Source organism: Mycobacterium sp. BK086 (assembly GCA_004362315.1).
Lineage (GTDB): Bacteria > Actinomycetota > Actinomycetes > Mycobacteriales > Mycobacteriaceae > Mycobacterium.
In genome coordinates this window covers 176,957-196,325 of sequence record SNWL01000004.1, presented here as the reverse complement: position 1 = coordinate 196,325, position 19,369 = coordinate 176,957, and the positions used below count along the sequence as shown (strand labels likewise).

Sequence of the window (19,369 nt, the reverse complement as noted above, 5' to 3'; positions counted from 1 at the left end):
TCAAGCGACCTTGATGTCGACCTCGTGGATGCCGGCTCCCGACGGCGCCACGGTGACATCGCCGTTGCCGACCTTGGACAGTGCACGCACGGTCCAGGTACCCGGCGCGGCGAAGAACCGGAAATCGCCGGTCGCCGAGGCAACCACCTCGGCGGTGAACTCGTCGCTGGAGTCCAGCAGGCGCACGAACGCACCAGCCACCGTCTGACCCGAGTCGTCCACGACGCGACCGGTGATCACGGTTTCCTTCTCGAGGTCGACACCGGCAGGCAGGGTCTGTCCTTGTTTAGGTGCAGAGCACATGATCAACTTCCCAACTCGATCGGGGCCCCCACCAGGGAGCCGTATTCGGTCCAACTACCGTCGTAGTTCTTGACGTTCTTGTGCCCCAACAGTTCCTGCAGCACAAACCAGGTGTGCGACGAGCGCTCGCCGATGCGGCAGTAGGCGATGGTCTCCTTCTCGCCGTCCAAACCGGCCGCCGCGTAGAGCTTGGCCAAGTCCTCGTCGGACTTGAAGGTGCCGTCCTCATTGGCAGCCTTGCTCCACGGAACGCTGATCGCGGTGGGGATATGCCCAGCGCGCTGGCTCTGCTCCTGCGGCAGGTGCGCGGGCGCGAGGATCTTGCCGGAGAACTCATCGGGGGAGCGGACGTCCACCAGGTTCTTGGTGCCGATCGCGGCGATCACCTCGTCGCGGAACGCGCGAATGCTGGTGTCCGGGGCGGCGGCCGAGTACGACGTCGACGGCCGAGCCGGCACCTCTGTGACCAGGGGGCGTCCGTCGAGTTCCCACCTCTTGCGGCCACCGTCGAGCAGCTTGACGTTCTCGTGGCCGTACAGCTTGAAGTACCAGTAGGCATAGGCGGCGAACCAGTTGTTGTTGCCGCCGTACAGGATCACGGTGTCGTCGTTGCTGATTCCCTTGTCGGACAACAGCTTCGAAAACTGTTGCTGGTCGACGAAATCACGCTTGACCGGGTCTTGGAGCTCAGTCTTCCAGTCCAACCGCACCGCGCCGGCGATGTGGCCGTCGTCGTAGGCGCTGGTGTCCTCGTCGACCTCGACGAAGACGGTGTTCGGCGCGTCGAGATTGCTCTCGGCCCAGTCAGTGGAGACCAGGACGTCGGAGCGTGCCATGAAGTGGTTCCTTTCGGTTGCAGTCTTTGAAGTCTCAGGGTGCGGCCGGAGCGGGTCGCAGCCGGGTTACGAGTGGGTAGAGCTGGCAGCCCAGGCAGATGCCGAAGGCTGCGTTGAGGAAAGCGGCGAACAGGGCGAAGCCGGTGGCGATGACGCCGAGCAGCGGTGCACCGAACGCGAAGCCGGCGACGCCGACGACGGCGAACACCAGCCCCACCAACTGTGCGAACTTCAATGGCGGTACCGGTTCCCGTTCGGAGACGGGGCTAAGCCGGGGCGCCACCAGATTGGCGAAGATCAGTCCGTACGGATGCTGACGGGGTCCGCGCAGCGCACCGATCGCGAAGACGACGGCCTGCAGGGCCAGCAGGATCGCGGCGGCGACCGTGCTGAACCCCGAGATGGCCAGTGCGACGATCAGGACAGCGGTGGTGATCCAGGCCGCGAAGCGGGGCCCGCGCACGTCTACCTGTGCGGGTGCGGTGGTGGTGCTGGTCGACATCTATCTACTCCTGTTGCTCATCGGGCTGGACGGAGACGAGCCGCAAACGGCCGCTCCAGAGTGGCGGCGCGAAACTAGAGGCGCGGCTACTCAGCAGCTACAGCAACAACAGCAACAACCCGCGACGCGGCACAGATCAACTGCGCGACGCTTGGTGAGCGAGAGCTCGAGGCGGGCCGACACGCCAGACATGCTACCCAATAACAGGGGTCTCAGGCCAACAGAGGTTCGAGGGCCGAGCGCAGGTCAGCGGCCTTGGGAACCCCTGCCGTCCGGTATCGCTGCCGGCCCTGTGCGTCGAAGATGAACGTCGTCGGCAACGACATGACCGAAAGCTTGCGTGCGGCAGCCGGATTGGCGTCCATGTCGATCTCGACGTGAGCGACGTCACTCATCTTGGTGCAGACCTCGTTGACCACCCGGCGAACCCCCGCGCAGGGTCCGCACCACACTGCGCTGAAATGGACGATCGTCGGCCCAGTACGGGAAAGGCCCAGGTCGCTGACGTCGACGTCGACCGCTTCGGCTTCGCGTACGACGCCCGAGCGCCGGTTGTGCAGCACGCCGGCGACCCCGGCCACGCCGAGCGCGGCGACGATCGCGACGATCGCGGTGACGGTGGGGGTCATGACTGTGTGAACCCGTCGAGGCGCACAGTTACTCCCTCGGTGATGCCTTCGATGATGATGTCCGATCCGCGGGCGCCCTCGGTGGTGGGGCGCACCCCGAACGGCAGCTTCTGACCAGGCAGGCTGCCGCTGAACGCCGCCAGCACGGCGGCCTTCTTGTCCTCGGGGACCGCCTGGTCGGCCGTGCCCGGGCCGGTCTGCACATCGGTCGCGGTGAACACCAGCGTCGTCTGGTCCTCGCCGGCGGTCGACAGGTCGACCGCGACGCTCACCGGCTTGTCGAAGTCGGCCTTCGTGGGCGTTCCGGTGAACACCAGGCCCTTGTTGCCGGAGATTCCCGACTCCGTAGTGCCGCCGGTCGCGTCGTTGGTCTCCTTCGACGGCGCTTCCACCATCAGGTCCTTCATTCCCATGAACCGCCCGAGATGGCCGGAGTCGATGATGATGCGGCTTTCCAGCTTCCCGACGGGCAGATTCGCATCCGGCCTGATCAGCCACGATGACTGGGTGAGGTCGATGTCGTGCAGAGTCGCCTCCAGCGAAGCCCTGCCAACCACGGGGTGGTCAACGCCGTTCGCCTTGATCTCGATCTCGTGGAAATGGTGCTGCATGGCCTGCCGGATGAAGGGAAAGCCCAGGATGGCCACCGACGGATCGAACGAGAGGTTCGCGGCGGTCCGGACCGTGCGTGCCAGCCGGTATTCGGCGTAGATCGTCGCTCCGAAATCGGCGCCGACCGCCCCGACCAGCACGGCGAGCACCGCGGCTCCCAGGGTGATCAGCAGCTTTCGCACCTGCACATTCTGGCCCACGGCGCGCGCGCCACCACCGCCCCGCACCGCTGGGGTTGGCGGCCGAATCCGCCAAATCGGCTAAATAGCAGGTAGCGGGTTAAAGTTATGTGACCCATGGTCGGGTAACGGCCATATGTCGCCCATGAGTCTGGTGGGTCAACGTGACGGCGCTGTCGACGATGAGCATCCAGGGCATTGGAGAGTCGGTTGGACCTGCTACTTCTCACAGTCGACCCGCACCCGGAATCGGTGTTGCCGTCGCTGGCGCTTCTGGCGCATACCGTGCGGTCGGCGCCAACCGAGGTGTCGTCGCTGCTGGAAGCGGGCACCGCGGACGTGGCGATCGTCGATGCGCGCACTGACCTGGCCGCCGCGCGCGGCCTGTGCCGGCTGCTCGGAACCACCGGTACCTCGGTCCCGGTGGTGGCCGTCGTCAACGAGGGCGGCCTGGTCGCCGTCAATATGGACTGGGGTCTTGACGAGATCCTGCTGCCCAGCACCGGCCCGGCCGAGATCGATGCCCGGCTGCGCCTGCTCGTCGGCCGCCGCGGCGGCATGGCCACCCAGGAGAGTGCGGGCAAGGTCAGCCTCGGCGAGCTCGTCATCGATGAGGGCACCTACACCGCGCGGCTGCGTGGGCGGCCCCTCGACCTGACCTACAAGGAGTTCGAGCTCCTGAAATATCTCGCGCAGCATGCCGGCCGGGTGTTCACCCGCGCCCAGTTGCTGCAGGAGGTGTGGGGCTACGACTTCTTCGGCGGCACTCGCACGGTCGACGTGCACGTGCGGCGGCTGCGCGCCAAGCTCGGTCCGGAATACGAATCCCTCATCGGGACGGTCCGCAACGTGGGCTACAAGGCGGTCCGCCCGGCCCGCGGCCGCCCACCCGCGGCCGAGCCGGAATTCGCCGAGGATGACGACGAAGACGGTTTCGACGACGGCGAGGACGTGATCGCCGAGTCGGAGCGCAACACCGTGCGGTCGGGCTCGATGTCCCACCCGCTTCGCAGTCAGTGACGGCGCCGCTCTGGCGCACCGCCCTGACCCCGGTCGAACAGGAGCAGGTGCGTGCCCTGATCGAGACCGCCACCCGGTCCGACGGTGTTGCCCCGGTGGGTGAGCAGGTGCTGCGCGAGCTGCCACACGCCCGGACCCGGCATCTGATCGCCGTCGATGGCGACGCCGTGGTCGGCTATCTCAATCTGACGCCGGGCCGCGACGACGCCGACGGGATGGGCGAACTCGTCGTGGAACCGCGCGCCCGCCGCCGCGGGATCGGGACGGCGCTGCTGCGCGCGGCCGCTGAGGCCACCGACGGTGCGGTGCGGTTCTGGGCGCACGGCACGCTGCCCGCCGCACAAGCGGTCGCCGACGCGCTCGGGCTGACGGTGGTGCGGGAGCTCATGCAGATGCGCCGCTCATTGCACGATGTGCCCGATCTCGTTGAACCCGAGGGTATTACGCTGCGCACATATCAGGGCCCGACCGACGACGCCGAGCTGCTGCGGGTCAACAACGCCGCCTTCTCCTGGCATCCCGAGCAGGGCGGCTGGGAGCAATCCCAACTCGACGAGCGGCGCGGCGAATCCTGGTTCGACCCCGAGGGGCTGTTCCTTGCTGTCGACGACCAGACCGGCGCACTCCTCGGATTCCACTGGACCAAGGTGCACGCCGACGAACCCGGGCTCGGCGAGGTCTATGTGGTCGGGGTGGATCCCGCCGCGCAGGGCCGCGGCCTTGGCCGCACACTGACCCTGGTCGGCCTGCACCATCTCGCCCGGCGGCTCGCCTCCCATGACGAGCGCGAAGTCATGCTCTACGTCGAGGCCGACAACACCGCAGCGGTGAAAACCTATGAGCGACTGGGCTTTGCTGTCTCCAGCGTCGACACCGCGTACCGGCCACCGTCGTCAGCGAATATTGATGCCGGTGGGAGTCACAGCTAGTTAGCGGTCGCCCGCAATGCGCCGTTCACCAACCTGTTCACCTCTCGTTCATATTCCAGGTGGGTTCCGTCCACCACGAACGCCTAACTTCCCGGGTGGTGCATGCGCTCCTACCGGGGCGAACAGGGCAACACTGGAGAAAGTGGGATAGGTGAATCTGAACAGGTTTGGCAAGGCGTTCTTCGTGACCGTGTCAGCAACGGCCGTGACCGGCCTGACGCTCACCGCCTGCGGAAGCGACAACAATGCCGGAACGTCGTCCTCGACGGCAGCGTCCGGGTCGTCCAGTGCGTCGGCCGACTGTGGTGGCAAGAACGCCCTGACCGGCGAGGGCTCGACCGCGCAGCAGAACGCGATCGCGGTGTTCAACCAGGTGTGGGGCCAGAAGTGCCCGGGCAAGAACCTCTCGTACAACCCGACCGGTTCGGGTGCCGGTGTCACCCAATTCATCGCGGGCCAGGTCGATTTCGCAGGTTCCGACTCGGCGCTGTCGAAGGATCAGACCGACCCCGCCGCCAAGCGCTGCAATGGCAACCCGGCCTGGAACCTGCCGCTGGTCTTCGGGCCCGTCGCGCTGGGCTACAACCTCCCGGGCGTGGACAAGCTCGTCGTCAACGCCGACGTGCTGGCCAAGATCTTCAGCGGTGGCATCACCAACTGGAACGACCCGGCGATCGCCGCACTGAACAGCGGTGCCTCGCTGCCCGATCAGAAGATCACCCCGATCTACCGCTCGGATTCCTCGGGCACCACCGACAACTTCCAGAAGTACCTGGGCGCTGCCGCTCCGGAGAGCTGGACCAAGGGTGCCGGCAAGGAGTTCCAGGGCGGCGCCGGTGAAGGCGCGCAGAAGACCGCAGGCGTAGTGCAGGCCGTGCAGGCCACCCCGGGTGCGATCGGCTACGTCGAGAAGGGCTTTGCCGACCAGGCCAAGCTGACCGTCGCCCAGATCGACACCGGCAGCGGCCCCGTCGCGCTGACCGACGATTCGGCCAAGGCCGCCATCGACTCCGCCAAGATCTCGGGTGATGGCAACGACCTGGTGCTGGATCTGAAGTCGCTGTACTCCACCAAGGCCGCCGGCGCCTACCCGCTGATGCTGGCGACCTACGAGATCGTCTGCTCGAAGGGCTACGACGCCGACACCTCCGCGGCGGTCAAGTCGTTCCTGACCGTGGCGGCCAACGACGGCCAGGCGGGTCTGGCCGCGGCCGGCTACGTGCCGCTGCCCGACGCGTTCAAGCAGCGTCTGCTGACCGCCGTCAAAGCAATTCAGTAACAGCGCTGGCGAGGCAGGTCGATTGCGGTGACGATGGAGAGATCAGTGAGCGATGGGGTGGATGTGACCCAAGACGTACCCGGACCTAATCCAGCGGACGCTGGATCCGGTGAGGTCGTGGCCGCGCCCTTCCCGGAGAAGCCTTCGATCCCGACGAACCCGTCCGGACACGCGAAAGTCCGGATCGGTGACCGGATCTTCCGGGGGCTGTCCGAAGGCTCCGGCATTTTCGTCATCGCGCTGATCGCCGCGATCGGCCTGTTCCTCGTCTGGCGTGCGGTACCGGCGCTGGGGCGTAACGACGTCAACTTCTTCACCTACGGCGGTACCTGGCTCACCACCGATACCGCCCACATGAAGTTCGGCATCCTGGATCTGCTGCAGGTGACGGTGTTCGTCTCGCTGTTCGCACTGGTCCTGGCGATGCCGGTCGCGCTCGGTATCGCGATCTTCCTGACGCAATACGCCCCACGCCGGGTGTCCGGGCCGCTTGGCTACATGGTGGATCTGCTGGCCGCCGTGCCGTCGATCATCTACGGCGTCTGGGGCCTGTACGTGCTGGCGCCGGTGCTCAAGCCGTTCGCGATGTGGCTCAACGGCAATCTCAGCTGGATCTTCCTGTTCGACACCGGCAATGCCTCGGTGGCCGGCGGCGGAACGATCTTCACCGCCGGGATCGTGCTGGCGGTGATGATCCTGCCGATCATCACCGCCGTCAGCCGCGAGGTGTTCGTCCAGACGCCGCGCGGTCAGATCGAGGCGGCGCTGGCGCTGGGTGCGACGCGCTGGGAAGTGGTCAGGACCACGGTGCTGCCGTTCGGGCTGTCCGGCTACATCAGCGGGGCGATGCTCGGCCTGGGCCGCGCCCTCGGTGAGACGATCGCGCTGCTGATCATCCTGCGCGGCACGCAGAAGGCGTTCGGCTGGTCGCTGTTCGACGCCGGCTACACCTTCGCCAGCAAGATCGCCTCGGCCGCTTCAGAATTCAACGACCAGTACAAGGCAGGCGCCTATATCGCGGCGGGCCTGGTGCTGTTCATCCTGACGTTCGTGGTCAACTCGGCGGCCCGCGCCGCCGTGGCCGGGAGGGGAGCGCGATGACCTCGACTCTGGACAAGCCGGTCAAGGCGCCCACTTTCCAGGCGGTCAGCCTGCGGCGCAAGATCACCAACAACACCGCCACCGTCCTGGTGACGCTGTCGGTGGCTGTCGCAGTGGTGCCGCTGATCTGGGTGCTGTACTCGGTGATCACCAAGGGCATCGGCATCGTCCTCGACAGCACCTGGTGGACCAACTCGCAGGCCGGGATGACGGCCTTCATGGCCGGCGGCGGTGTCTACCACGCCCTGGTGGGCACTGTGCTGCAAGGACTTTTCTGCGCGATCATCTCGATTCCGATCGGCGTCTTCGTCGGGATCTACCTGGTGGAGTACGGCGGCGGCACCAAGCTGGGCAAGCTCACCACGTTCATGGTGGACATCCTCACCGGTGTGCCCTCGATCGTCGCCGCGCTGTTCATCTACGCCCTGTGGGTCGCGACCCTGGGTTTCCAGCGGTCCGGCTTCGCGGTGTCGCTGGCCCTGGTCCTGCTGATGATCCCGGTGATCGTGCGCTCCACCGAGGAGATGCTGCGGATCGTGCCGATGGATCTGCGCGAGGCCAGCTACGCGCTCGGTGTGCCGAAGTGGAAAACCATTGCCCGCATTGTCATTCCGACCGCTCTGTCGGGCATCGTCACCGGCATCATGCTGGCGCTGGCCCGCGTCATGGGAGAGACGGCACCGCTGCTGATCCTGGTCGGGTACTCCCAAGCGATGAACTTCGACATGTTCAACGGATTCATGGGCTCGCTGCCCGGCATGATGTACGACCAGACATCGGCCGGTGCGGGCGCCAATCCCGTTCCCACCGACCGGCTCTGGGGTGCGGCGCTGACGTTGATCGTGTTGATCGCGATTCTCAACATCGGCGCGCGCTTCGTCGCCAAATTCTTTGCCCCGAAGAAGGTTTAGGAGCTTTCGATGGCCAAGCGGCTTGATCTCAAAGACGTCAACATCTACTACGGCGCGTTCCACGCGGTCGCCGATGTGTCGCTCGCGGTGCCGCCGCGCAACGTGACCGCGTTCATCGGTCCGTCCGGTTGCGGGAAGTCCACCGTGCTGCGCACGCTCAACCGCATGCACGAGGTCATCCCCGGAGCGCGCGTCGAGGGTTCGGTTTTACTCGACGGTGAGGACATCTACGGCTCGGGTGTCGACCCGGTCGGTGTGCGCAAGACCATCGGTATGGTCTTCCAGCGGCCGAATCCGTTCCCCACCATGTCGATTCGCGACAACGTGGTGGCCGGACTCAAGCTGCAGGGCGTGCGCAACCGCAAGGTGCTCGACGAGACCTGCGAGCGTTCACTCAAGGGTGCCAACCTGTGGAACGAGGTCAAGGACCGCCTCGAGAAGCCCGGCGGCGGTCTGTCCGGCGGTCAGCAGCAGCGGTTGTGCATCGCCCGCGCCATCGCCGTGCAGCCCGACGTGCTGCTGATGGACGAGCCGTGTTCGGCACTGGACCCGATCTCCACGCTGGCCATCGAGGACCTGATCGGAGAACTCAAGCAGGAGTTCACGATCGTCATCGTCACGCACAACATGCAGCAGGCCGCGCGGGTCAGCGATCAGACCGCGTTCTTCAACTTGGAGGCCACCGGCAAGCCGGGCAAACTGGTCGAGATCGACGACACCGAGAAGATCTTCTCCAACCCCAGCCAGAAGGCCACGGAGGACTACATCTCCGGCCGGTTCGGCTAACCCGCCCGCTATACGAAAAGGCCGGTATCGCCAAGCGATACCGGCCTTTTCATTGAATCTCAGTAAGCCGGGGTTTCCTCTTCCTCGGGCAGTCGGCCGGTGACCTGGAAGATCACTCGCCGCGAGATCTCCACGGCATGGTCGGCGAAGCGCTCGTAGAACCGGCCCAGCAGCGTCACGTCGACCGCGGCGGCCACGCCGTGCTTCCACTCGCGATCCATCAGCACGGTGAACAGATGCCGGTGCAGGTCGTCCATCGCGTCGTCTTCCTCGCGGATGCGGCGAGCCTTCTCCGGATCCCGGGACAACAGAACCTCGCGGGCACTATTGCCCAATTCGACTGCAACACGGCCCATTTCGGCGAAGTAGCCGTTCACTTCCTCGGGCAGCGTGTGCTGCGGGTGTCGGCGGCGGGCGATCTTGGCGACATGCAGCGCCAGTGCCCCCATCCGGTCGACGTCGGCGACGATCTGAATCGAGCTGACGATGGCCCGAAGATCGCCGGCCACCGGCGCCTGCAGGGCCAGCAGCACGAAGGCCGCTTCCTCTGCGCGGGCACTGGCCGCGGAGATCTGATCGTGGTCGGTGATGACCTGTTCGGCGAGCACCAGGTCGGCCTGGAGCAGCGCCTGGGTCGCCCGTTCCATTGCGACCCCGGCCAACCGACACATGTCGGCCAGCTGGTTGGTCAGAGCATCGAGTTGCTCGTGGTACGCGGTCCGCATAGCACCCACCCTACTTTCTGCGTGAGCGCTGAGTATGCCCAGGCGGGGTGAACGAACGGTGAATGAAAGCAAACGACCGCCGTGCCCGGACCGGCTTACTCGCAGGTGACGTCCGCGGCGTTGGTGACGGTGAGGTCCTCGGGCAGCTGCGTGGGGGTGCTGTTGGTGTTGCGGCTGACGTGAACGCTGACCGTCGATCCGCTCGGCGGCGGCGCCCCGACGGCGCTGAAGTCAGGCCCGAGAACCACCTGGACGGTGTTCTTCAGGCCGTCGACCCGCTCCATCTGCGCGGCGGGGAACGCCGCGGCGACCGTGGCGGCGGCCTGCTCGTTGCCGGCAGAGAACATCACCGTCGTCGTGGTGACGGCGCTGCCGGTGTAGTCCTCGGGCTCCAGCACGCGGAAGCCGTGTTCGCGCAATGCTGCGGCCGCGGTCGCGCCCAACCCGTCCTGTCCGGTGGAATTCGAGACCTGCACGCTGATGTCACTCGGATCGGTGGTCACCGCGTTGACCAACTCGGTCTGGGTGGTGTCGGCCTGCGCCTCGGTCGGGTTCGGCTTGGCGGCCTGAAGTGTCTTCTGCGCGGCGGTCAGCGGGCTCGTCGTCGCGTTGGTGTCGTTCTCGCCAGGCAGCGGGTCGTCATTGATGATCGCGTCGAACAGGCTTCGGATGTCCTGGGTTCGCGGCTGCTCGTTCCCGTCGGCATCGGTGATTCCGGTGGTGGGGACGGTGACGAAGGTGATCCGGCCGGCGTTGACGCCCTGCAGCGACTGCCCGAGGTCGACGAGGTCCTTGGTCCGGACGTTGTCCACGTACGTGTCATCGATGAACATGTTGACCACGTTGTTGAGCTTGCTGAGGCTGAACAGCGTGTCCTTGGAGATGATCGAGCGCAGCAGTGAGGACAGGAACAGCTGCTGGCGCTTGATCCGCCCGTAGTCACCGTTGACCTCAGTGGTGACCTGCCGGGCGCGCACGTAGTTCAACGCGGTGTGCCCGTCGAGCGTCTGATGCCCGGCACTGGCCAGCACGGTCCCCAGCTCGTAGTCGTCCAGCGGGGTGGTGCTGCAGACGTCAACGCCGCCCAGGGCGTCGACCATCTTGGAGAAGCCGGCGAAGTCGACTGCCATGAACCGGTTGATCGACAGTCCCGACATCTTCTGGATGACCTTGACCAGGCACTTGGGGCCGCCGTATGAGTACGCCGAATTCAGCTTTGTTTCGGTGTAGCGGTAGTCGTCGCTCTTCTCACCGGTGTTCTTGTCGACGACGGGGCCGTAGTTGCCGGTATCGGGATCCCAGGCTTGGCAGTAAGCCGGGGTGATCGCCAGGTCGCGGGGAAAGGACACCACGACGACGCGCTTTCGGTCGGCGGGGATGTTGACCAGCATGACGGTGTCCGACCGGGCACCGCCGGCATCCTCGGTGGTACCGGCACCGATCTCGCCGTTCGCGCCGGTCCGGGTGTCAACACCGACGATCAGGAAGTTCTCGTCGCCGAACTGGGCGTTGGGGTCGACGATGTCGCGTGAGTTGGGATCAAGGGCCGCGACGTTGCGCAGCAGGTCGTTCTTGGTGGACTGCCACTGCCAGGCGCCGCCGGTCAGCACGAGCGCCGACACCGCGAACACAGCCGCTGCCGACCGGCCGGCCAACAGGACGGGCCGCAGCGCCTTGGTCTTCTTTTTCTTGCTGGCCTTCGGCGCCGCGGTGGTGGCCGGGTCGGGGTCGGCAACGAGCGGGCCTCTGGCCCGGTTGAGTGCCTCGAGGTCGGGCACCTCGTCGGCGTAGGCGGCGACCACGACCGGGATCGGCACGGTCAGATCGGTGGCCTCGTCCAGCTCTTCGAGCTCGGCCGGTTCGTCGTCGGGCGGGGCTTCCGAGCGATGACGGGTGGGCTCGGCCGGGACCGTGGAGCCGGACAGCTTCGCGATCAGGTCGGCGACCGTGACGCCCTCGGTATGGCTACCGCTGGACGGGCCGGCCTCGGCTGCGCGATGTGAAGCGGCCCTGGCGCGCTCCCACGGCGCGGCCGCAGCGCCCGATCGGGGTGCCGGGGTTACCCGCTCGCCCTCGTCGAGGGCGCGGTGCTGGCCGGGCGAGGCGTTGCCGCCATCACTCATGTTCCAGTCGCCTCCGACTCTGGTGCGGGTCTGGCGCGTCGAGGCGCCTGCAATCCCGGTTGCGGTTGTCTCGTCATGTCGGCCGGGCGCCGATGCGCGGCCGTGTCAACCGTTCTATGTCTTGTAGCAGCAGTGCGTGGGGGTCCGCCACTTCAGTGGCCAATTCAACAAGATCATCATCGTACTGAGACAACCCCGCCCGCCGCCAGCTCGCAGGGATGTCGAGACCGTCTCGGTTCAGCCTCCGGAGTGCATGACGTCGGCGCCCGCCGGGACCGTGCAGTCATCCGGGTCGTCGAGCCAGCCCTCGGGGAGGGTGACCGACGCTGCAGAGCCCTGGCGCCCGCGTGGCCCGGTGGCAGCATCGGGGAACGGAACGTCGCGATCGAGCCTGCCGAGCAGCTCGTCGAGCTCATCGAGCGTCTTGACCAGTGCCAATGCCCGTCTGATGTCCGCACCTGCCGGAAATCCGTGCAGGTACCAGGCGACGTGTTTGCGGATATCCCGCATGCCCTTGTCCTCGCCGAAGTGATCGGCGAGGAGCTTGCCGTGGCGGCGGACGATGTCGGTGACCTCACCCAGGGTCGGCGGAGTCGGGGTCGGTGCGCCGGTGAAGGCGGCCGACAGCTCGGCGAACAGCCATGGCCGGCCCAGGCAGCCGCGGCCGATGACGACTCCGTCACACCCGGTCGCCGCCATCATGGCCAGGGCGTCGTTGGCCTCGAAGATGTCGCCGTTGCCGAGCACCGGGATCGACGTCACCGCCTCCTTGAGGCGTCCGATCTGGTCCCAGTCGGCGGTACCCGAGTAGCGCTGGGCTGCGGTTCTGGCGTGCAGCGCCACCGCGGCGGCACCTTCCTGCTCGGCGATGCGGCCGGCATCCAGGTGGGTGCGATGGGCGTCGTCGATCCCGATCCGGAACTTGACCGTCACCGGGACCGAGGTGCCCTCGGTGGCGCGGACGGCGGCGGCCACGATTTGACCGAAGAGGCGCCGCTTGTAGGGCAGTGCCGCCCCGCCGCCGCGACGGGTGACCTTGGGTACCGGGCAGCCGAAGTTCATGTCGATGTGATCGGCGAGGTCTTCGGTGACGATCATCCGGGCGGCCTCGTACGTGGTGGCCGGGTCCACGGTGTAGAGCTGCAGCGAGCGCGGCGACTCCTGCGGGGCGAAGGTCGTCATGTGCATGGTGACGGGGTGGCGCTCGACGAGCGCGCGGGCCGTGACCATCTCGCATACGTAGAGCCCGCTGACGGTTCCGGCCCGCTCCTCTTCGAGCTCGCGGCACAGGGTGCGGAACGCGACGTTGGTGACACCGGCCATGGGCGCCAAGACAACCGGGCTGCGGAGGGCGAAGGGCCCGATCCGCAGCCCGGTAGCAGCCGGGGCGGTGTCGACTATGTCGCTGCCCCCGCCAGCGCCTTGGCGCTGCGCTTCTCGGCGAGGCGCGCGTCGCGCTCGAGCTTGCGCATCTTCGCCTCTTCGAACTTGTCGCAGGTTTCTTCGAGTTCCTTGATCAGCGCCGCCAGATCGTCGCGCATCTCAGCGGCCTCGCCGGTGAAGTCGTCACGTTCGAAGATGCGCCACTTCTTCAGCACCGGCATCACGACGTCGTCGAGGTGGATGCGCGGGTCGTAGACGCCGCCCATCGCGATGACGACGGCCTTACGCCGGAAGTCCGGCACGGTGTAACCGGGCATCTTGAAGTTCTTCAGCACCCGGTGCAGCGACTTCATTGCCTGGTTGGGGGCTACGTCGAAGCCAGCCTCGCTGACATCGCGGTAGAAGATCATGTGCAGGTTCTCGTCGTTGGAGATCCTGGCCAGCAACTGCTCGGCGACCGGGTCGTCGCAGGCCTTGCCGGTGTTGCGGTGCGACACCCGGGTGGCCAGCTCCTGGAAGCTGACGTACATCACCGAGTCGAAAAGGCTCTCGGCGAACAGATCACCCTGCTGGTTCTGGCCCGGCGAGAAGCCGCGGGTCATCTGCTCCACCCGCAGCTCCTCGAGCTCGACGGGATCGCAGTTGCGGCTGACGACCAGATAATCGCGGATCGAGATGCCGTGGCGGTTCTCCTCGGCGGTCCACCGGTTGACCCAGTAGCCCCAGGGCCCGTCCATGGAGAAGTTCATCGCGATCTCGCGGTGATACGCGGGCAGATTGTCTTCGGTCAGGAGGTTCTGGATCAACGCGGTGCGCGCGACTTCGGACAGCTTGGCCTGCTCGGGGCTCCAGTCCTGGCCGCCCAGGGCGTAGTAGTTCTTGCCGTCCGACCACGGGATGTAGTCGTGCGGATTCCAGTCCTTCATCATCGTCATGTGGCGGTTGATGAGCTTTTCCGCCACCGGTTCCAGCTCACGCAGGAGATCGAGGTCGGTCAGGTCTTTCGACATGGACCCTCCAGTTATCTGTTCCTTGTGGTTGCACTCAATATATCTGTGTATCCCGGTGACATTCAAGTTCCCCATCCCGGCATGTCGGCGCTGGCAGTTCGCTGAGGGTCGCTGTGTGTTCAGCCATCGGCCACTTGCATCAGGGCGCGCACAGGTATGGTCTACCCCGAGTCGGTTGGGGGGCGGCTGTGCGCCCATGTGGGTTCGGGGGATCAATGAACAAGAGGACTCTTCTAGGCGCGGGCGCCATCGTGAGCGCGGTTGTGGCCGTTGGAGTTGGTACCGGGATCGCCGGTGCGAGTGGCCCGAATCTGACCGGCCAGACGTATTCGCAGGCATCGGAGAAAATCGCGAGTTGGGGATCCAAGGCGGTGATCTCTTCGGTCGTGGGTGACCAGCTTGCGATGGACGATTGCATCGTGACCGGTTCCAGTCGCGCGGGCTTCTTGGATTCCAGTGGCAGAAAACAAGATTCGGCATTCCTCCTGAATTTGAATTGTGACGGTTCGCTCGCTGCGGCGGGTAAGCCGGGCGTCTCGGCTGCCAGCCCGCAGGGACGCAAGCAAGCAAAAGAACTCAAGTCCCTGGCGTGGTACGACAAGGATCCGACCCGATGTGACGGGGAGAGTCTCGAGTACTGCAAGCAGTTGTGCCAGAAGTACGCCGACAAGTGCTCCGCCGAGCTTCTGCAGGTGCTCGGCTGAGTCGTGAACGGTCGCGTGATCTGACGCCGACTGGCTGATCGCCTATGACTTGTCCGGTCCTGATCGTCGTTGTGACGAGCCGACCGTGACCGCGGGTTTTCGCGCGTAACGCTGACCCTGCATGCTCCGAATTACTGGAGTACCATTTGCGCACTGGTGACACCAGCATTTCGTACGCAAATGCACAGGCAACGCACATGTCCGGAGGTCGTGAGACGTGAAGAAGCAATTGGCCGTTGGAATCGGCGCTGTCGGTGCCGCCGCGGCGTCGTTCGCGATGTTCGGCACTGGCGTTGCCTCGGCGACCAACGAGTACGCGGGTCAGACCTATGCGGATGCCGCGCAAGCGATCAGCGACTCCGGTCAGTCCGCGACGATTGCCACCCGCGTCGGCAGCTTCCTGCCGACCGACCAGTGCATGGTCACCGGGTCGCGGAGCGCCAACTTCCTCGACTCCAGCGGCACGAACCCGGGCGGCCGAGTGCTGCTGTACCTGAACTGCAACAACACGTTCGCCACCGCCGGCGTCCCCGGCAACTCGATCGGCAGCCCGGAAGGCCGCGCGGCCCGCTCCGACTACGAAGAGAAGCTCGCCGAGGCGCAGGCCGAAGCCGAGCAGAGCGAGTCCTCTGAACTCGAGCAGACCGGCAACGTGCCGGGTGAAGCCGGTCAGGTCGCCGGCGGGTAACTCGCCGCGCGGGTGAGCAGCAGGTCGACGCAGTAGTCGATGAACTGCTCACGAGACGCCGCCAATCGGCCGTCCAAATAGGCGGTGAACAGCGCCGTCAACGCCCCGATCAGGCCGGTTGCCATCATTTTCTGCAGCACCGGATCGCTGATCGCGGTCAGCTTGCTCTGCAGCAGCTCGATGAAGCTCGGCATCCACTCCGCGCCGGAGTGGATCAGCACGGCCTCCACCTGCGGCGCCAACAACAGCACGCGGCCCCGCACCGGATCGTCGACCATGAGGGCCACGAATCTCTCGACGGCAGCCCGGGGGGTACCCGCCGACCTCAGCGTGGCCATGGCGCGATTGCACACATCGTCGTAGACCGCGCGGACGAACTCGTCCCGGTCGGAGAAGCTCTCGTAGAAGTACCGCTCGGTCAGACCGGCGTGCCGGCACACCGCCCGCACCGTCAGCGCAGGGCCGTCCGCGCTGCCGAGCAGGGTCACTCCCGCCGCGATCAACTCGTCGCGGCGTAGCGCCTGCCGGTCCGGCAGCGGGACGCCCGACCAGCGGCCCCGTCGTTGACCCGACGTCACATCGCTCCTAAGCTCATGGTGACAACGCGTGTAGTCAAAATGCCCCGCACGCCATTGGGAAGGTCATCAGTTGAGTCAAGATACGTCCGACGTGTGCCCGGCCACCAGCGACGGCGCGCCGGGGGCGTCTGGTTGCCCGGTGACCGGTGGGGCCTACGACGCCCCACCCGCCGTCCTCGGACCCGACTCGCTGACGTGGAAATACTTCGGTGATTGGCGTGGGCTGCTGCAAGGGCCGTGGGCCGGCTCGATGCAGAACATGCACCCTCAGCTCGGTGCCGCGGTCGAAGAGCACTCGATCTTCTTCATGGAGCGCCTGCCGCGTCTGCTGCGCTCGCTGTACCCGATCGGCGGGGTGGTTTTCGACGGCGACCGGGCGCCGATGACCGGTGCCGAGGTTCGCGACTACCACATCCCGATCAAAGGTGTTGACGCCCAAGGGCGTCGGTACAGCGCGCTGAACCCCGACGTGTTTTATTGGGCGCACTCAACGTTTTTCATGGGCACCGTGCTGACCGCCGAGCATTTCGGCGACGGCCTCACCGAGGATCAGAAGCGCCAACTGTTCGACGAGCACGTCACCTGGTACCGGATGTACGGCATGAGCATGCGCCCGGTGCCGGCCAGCTGGGAAGAGTTCCAGGTCTACTGGGACCACATGTGTCGCAACGTGCTGGAGAACAATTACGCCACCCGTGAAGTTCTCGACCTCTCCACGATGCCGAAACATCCTTCGCTGCAATGGATTCCGGACTTCCTGTGGTCGGCGTATCTCAAGGTTCTCGGACCGTTCGCGGTGTGGGTGACCGTCGGCCTCTACGACCAGCCGGTCCGGGACCTGATGGGCTACACGTGGTCCAAACGTGACGAGCGCCTGCACCGGCTGTTCGGCCGGTCGGTCAACCTCGCGTTCAAGCTGTTGCCCAAGCGGCGCCGGATGCACCCACGTGCCCGGTCCGGATGGGACCGCGCCAATGGCAGGATTCCGGTCGACGCCCCGCTGGTCCACACCCCGGCGCGCAACCTGCCGCCAGTGGGGGAGCGCGACAACGGAATTCATTACCTGGGTGCCTGCCCAGTCCAGAAAACGCAATCGGCGTAGCCGAAAAACGCACACACTCTGTTTGCCGGCTACCGAGTCGGCGGGCTCAGCAACCTCGGGGCCTGACCAAGCGATCCTTGCCAGCGCAAATTTTTGAGGCCGGGGCCGTGGCTATCGCACTAAGCGTGGAAGTCCGGGGCGCGCGAGCTTTCGACAGTGGGCGGGGGTCGCCGCCGCCCAGCCTTCGGAACTGACGTAGCCGTCAAATGCTTTCTGTGGCAGCGAAACCGAAGCACATCACCGCATACGACGCGGCAAAAGCGATGTCGTCGATGTCCGCCTCATTGCCGCCGATCCGCCGAACCTGCTCGGCGATCGCATGACGAATGACGTCTGTCGATGTGGTTAAGGGGTGACTCATGTCTACTCCTGTGGCGCGCGTGAAAGGGGACTTCTCGCACCCCGTTGCGTTAACTGTCCTTTACCCACTCCGGGTATTTCTCACACGCCAGCTAACCGCGTTGTTATCGAAGTTTTATTCGGCCCGTCGCAGGACAGCCGGGACGGTCAGCGCCAGGATCTTCAGGTCGAGAGCAAGAGACCAGTTCTCGATGTAGTAGTTGTCCCACTCGGCGCGATCGGCGATCGACGTCTGCCCGCGCAGCCCGTGCACCTGAGCCCAGCCGGTGACACCGGCTCGGACCCGGTGCCGCTCGCCGTACCGCTGGATCTGGGCTTCGAAGAGCTCCACGAATTCCGGGCGCTCCGGCCGCGGGCCCACGAGGCTCATCTCGCCCTTCAACACATTGATGAACTGGGGCAGCTCGTCCAGTGAGGTGGCGCGCAGGATCTTGCCGATCTTGGTGCGCCGGTCGACGCCCTCGACACCGCCCGGCGCGGCACCGGTCTTGAGCTGGAATGCGGCATCGGTGTCCTCGGCCGCGCGCATCGAGCGGAACTTGAGGCAGCCGAACGCGCGGCCGTCGCGGCCCACCCGTGGCTGGCTGAAGAAGACCGGCCCCGGCGAGCTCAATTTCACGAGCAGGACCAGCGTCAGGAACACCGGCGAGATCAGCAGCAGGAGGAAAGCGGCCATCACCCGGTCGAAGATGTGCTTGACCGCGAACTGCCAGCCCCGGGGGTCGGTGTGGGGCAGCGCGAGCAGCGGCGTGCCGCCCACGTGCTCGATCCGCGCCCGCTCACCGATCGTGTCGAACATGCGGGGCACGACCCAGACTCGCAGTCCGTTCTGATGTGCCGTTCGCACCACGTGGGTGAGCACCTGGTCCTGAGTTCGGGAGAAGGCGATGACGACGTTCTGCGCACCGGTCTGCCGGATCGCTTCGTCGATGTTCTCCGGCGATCCCAGCCAGGGCAGGTCGGGGCGCGGGTCACCGGGCTGACCGAACCAGGGTTCGGCGTCGACGATGCCGACCGGCGCCAGGCCGTACTGCGGAAACTCTTCCAAGCGGCTGATGATGTGCCCGGCGACGCGTCCGTTCCCCACGATGAGAGTTGGCGCCTGCAGATGGTCGTGTCGGCGCAGGCTCCGCTGGATGATCACCCGCACCAGCCGCCCGAACGGCATGAGTATCGCGGCACAGATCCATATCTTCAGCACCGCGGCGCCGGGACGGCCGGTTTCGTTCGTCAGCACCAAGCCACCGAGCAGGAACATGGTCGCGATGGCCACCGTCGCCTCGATGGGCCCGATCTCGTCGAGGAATTCCCGATTGAGGCGGCGCCGGTAGACACCTCGTGCGGCGAGCACGAGGATCACGACGGGCACGTACAGATAGGCCAGCCAGAGGTTGGGTGGATAGTCGTGGGTCGCCATCGCCCACCGCACGCCGATGATCGTCGCCACCGTCGCGGTGAGAACGTCGATCGAGACGGTGATGATCGTGCTCAATGGGTCGGAGCGCACCCGCTCGGCAAACGTCTTGCGTCGTGCGGGCAGCTTGCCGCTAGTTACCGGCGTCGCCGGCTCATTTTCAACGTGAAGCGTCCGTATTGCCATGATCCGCTC

At 65.9% G+C, this 19,369-nt stretch carries 22 protein-coding genes; 9 read left to right on the top strand and 13 right to left on the bottom strand.

Annotated elements, in window-relative coordinates:
- The 6 genes from EV580_RS11580 to lmeA form a co-directional block, all read right to left on the bottom strand.
- Positions 1-303, bottom strand: coding sequence for a DUF1416 domain-containing protein (locus EV580_RS11580; RefSeq protein ID WP_133691327.1), 303 nt, complete (start codon positions 301-303; stop codon positions 1-3).
- Positions 304-305: 2 nt separating this feature from the next.
- Positions 306-1,139, bottom strand: a complete 834-nt coding sequence (locus EV580_RS11575; RefSeq protein WP_133691326.1) for a sulfurtransferase — start codon at positions 1,137-1,139, stop codon at positions 306-308.
- 34 nt (positions 1,140-1,173) lie between these two features.
- Positions 1,174-1,641 (bottom strand): DUF4395 domain-containing protein, encoded by a 468-nt coding sequence (locus EV580_RS11570; protein WP_133691325.1) that lies wholly within the window; start codon positions 1,639-1,641, stop codon positions 1,174-1,176.
- Between the two features lie 90 nt (positions 1,642-1,731).
- Positions 1,732-1,833 carry an Ms5788A family Cys-rich leader peptide gene (locus EV580_RS34490; RefSeq protein WP_353619844.1) on the bottom strand — a complete coding sequence of 34 codons (102 nt, stop codon included), beginning with the start codon at positions 1,831-1,833 and terminating at the stop codon, positions 1,732-1,734.
- 20 nt (positions 1,834-1,853) lie between these two features.
- Positions 1,854-2,270: a TlpA family protein disulfide reductase gene (locus EV580_RS11565; protein ID WP_133691324.1), complete on the bottom strand. Its 417-nt coding sequence runs from the start codon at positions 2,268-2,270 to the stop codon at positions 1,854-1,856.
- Positions 2,267-3,082, bottom strand: a complete 816-nt coding sequence (gene lmeA, locus EV580_RS11560) for a mannan chain length control protein LmeA (protein WP_133691323.1) — start codon at positions 3,080-3,082, stop codon at positions 2,267-2,269. The genes EV580_RS11565 and lmeA overlap by 4 nt, the downstream gene beginning before the upstream one ends.
- A 189-nt stretch (positions 3,083-3,271) precedes the next feature.
- On the opposite strand from lmeA, the gene EV580_RS11555 reads away from it, so the two are divergent.
- From EV580_RS11555 to pstB, 6 genes are all read left to right on the top strand, one after another.
- Entirely contained in the window at positions 3,272-4,081 is an 810-nt protein-coding gene (locus EV580_RS11555) for a winged helix-turn-helix transcriptional regulator (protein WP_133692197.1), read from the top strand.
- Positions 4,078-5,010 carry a mycothiol synthase gene (gene mshD / locus EV580_RS11550; RefSeq protein WP_133691322.1) on the top strand — a complete coding sequence of 311 codons (933 nt, stop codon included), beginning with the start codon at positions 4,078-4,080 and terminating at the stop codon, positions 5,008-5,010. Before EV580_RS11555 ends, mshD begins: the two co-directional genes overlap by 4 nt.
- A gap of 151 nt (positions 5,011-5,161) precedes the next feature.
- Positions 5,162-6,289, top strand: a complete 1,128-nt coding sequence (pstS, locus tag EV580_RS11545) for a phosphate ABC transporter substrate-binding protein PstS (RefSeq protein WP_133691321.1) — start codon at positions 5,162-5,164, stop codon at positions 6,287-6,289.
- A gap of 45 nt (positions 6,290-6,334) precedes the next feature.
- Positions 6,335-7,390, top strand: coding sequence for a phosphate ABC transporter permease subunit PstC (gene pstC / locus EV580_RS11540; RefSeq protein ID WP_286171545.1), 1,056 nt, complete (start codon positions 6,335-6,337; stop codon positions 7,388-7,390).
- Entirely contained in the window at positions 7,387-8,301 is a 915-nt protein-coding gene (gene pstA / locus EV580_RS11535) for a phosphate ABC transporter permease PstA (protein WP_133691319.1), read from the top strand. Before pstC ends, pstA begins: the two co-directional genes overlap by 4 nt.
- 9 nt (positions 8,302-8,310) lie before the next feature.
- Positions 8,311-9,087 carry a phosphate ABC transporter ATP-binding protein PstB gene (gene pstB, locus EV580_RS11530; protein WP_133691318.1) on the top strand — a complete coding sequence of 259 codons (777 nt, stop codon included), beginning with the start codon at positions 8,311-8,313 and terminating at the stop codon, positions 9,085-9,087.
- A 59-nt stretch (positions 9,088-9,146) separates the two neighbouring features.
- Here the strand turns inward: pstB and phoU are convergent, their stop codons facing one another.
- The 4 genes from phoU to EV580_RS11510 all read right to left on the bottom strand — a co-directional run bounded on the left by phoU (position 9,147) and on the right by EV580_RS11510 (position 14,328).
- Entirely contained in the window at positions 9,147-9,812 is a 666-nt protein-coding gene (gene phoU / locus EV580_RS11525; protein ID WP_133691317.1) for a phosphate signaling complex protein PhoU, read from the bottom strand.
- A gap of 95 nt (positions 9,813-9,907) precedes the next feature.
- Positions 9,908-11,935, bottom strand: a complete 2,028-nt coding sequence (locus EV580_RS11520) for an LCP family protein (protein WP_133691316.1) — start codon at positions 11,933-11,935, stop codon at positions 9,908-9,910.
- A gap of 237 nt (positions 11,936-12,172) precedes the next feature.
- On the bottom strand, positions 12,173-13,306 hold the full coding sequence (gene dusB / locus EV580_RS11515) for a tRNA dihydrouridine synthase DusB (RefSeq protein ID WP_133691315.1): 1,134 nt from the start codon (positions 13,304-13,306) through the stop codon (positions 12,173-12,175).
- Between the two features lie 26 nt (positions 13,307-13,332).
- On the bottom strand, positions 13,333-14,328 hold the full coding sequence (locus EV580_RS11510) for an acyl-ACP desaturase (RefSeq protein WP_133691314.1): 996 nt from the start codon (positions 14,326-14,328) through the stop codon (positions 13,333-13,335).
- 251 nt (positions 14,329-14,579) lie between these two features.
- On the opposite strand from EV580_RS11510, the gene EV580_RS11505 reads away from it, so the two are divergent.
- Both EV580_RS11505 and EV580_RS11500 read left to right on the top strand, forming a co-directional pair.
- Positions 14,580-15,032 (top strand): hypothetical protein, encoded by a 453-nt coding sequence (locus tag EV580_RS11505; RefSeq protein WP_133691313.1) that lies wholly within the window; start codon positions 14,580-14,582, stop codon positions 15,030-15,032.
- A gap of 217 nt (positions 15,033-15,249) precedes the next feature.
- Positions 15,250-15,720 carry a hypothetical protein gene (locus tag EV580_RS11500; RefSeq protein WP_133691312.1) on the top strand — a complete coding sequence of 157 codons (471 nt, stop codon included), beginning with the start codon at positions 15,250-15,252 and terminating at the stop codon, positions 15,718-15,720.
- Here the strand turns inward: EV580_RS11500 and EV580_RS11495 are convergent.
- Positions 15,702-16,298: a TetR/AcrR family transcriptional regulator gene (locus EV580_RS11495; protein WP_133691311.1), complete on the bottom strand. Its 597-nt coding sequence runs from the start codon at positions 16,296-16,298 to the stop codon at positions 15,702-15,704. The two genes, EV580_RS11500 and EV580_RS11495, sit on opposite strands and share 19 nt — an antisense overlap.
- A 70-nt stretch (positions 16,299-16,368) precedes the next feature.
- Here EV580_RS11495 and EV580_RS11490 point away from each other — a divergent pair, with 70 nt between their 5' ends.
- Positions 16,369-17,400 (top strand): oxygenase MpaB family protein, encoded by a 1,032-nt coding sequence (locus EV580_RS11490; RefSeq protein ID WP_133691310.1) that lies wholly within the window; start codon positions 16,369-16,371, stop codon positions 17,398-17,400.
- A gap of 202 nt (positions 17,401-17,602) precedes the next feature.
- On the opposite strand, the gene EV580_RS33695 is transcribed toward EV580_RS11490, so the two are convergent.
- Positions 17,603-17,761, bottom strand: a complete 159-nt coding sequence (locus EV580_RS33695; protein WP_166654671.1) for a hypothetical protein — start codon at positions 17,759-17,761, stop codon at positions 17,603-17,605.
- 114 nt (positions 17,762-17,875) lie between these two features.
- Positions 17,876-19,360, bottom strand: coding sequence for a sugar transferase (locus EV580_RS11485; protein WP_133691309.1), 1,485 nt, complete (start codon positions 19,358-19,360; stop codon positions 17,876-17,878).
- Between the last annotated feature and the right edge of the window lie 9 nt (positions 19,361-19,369).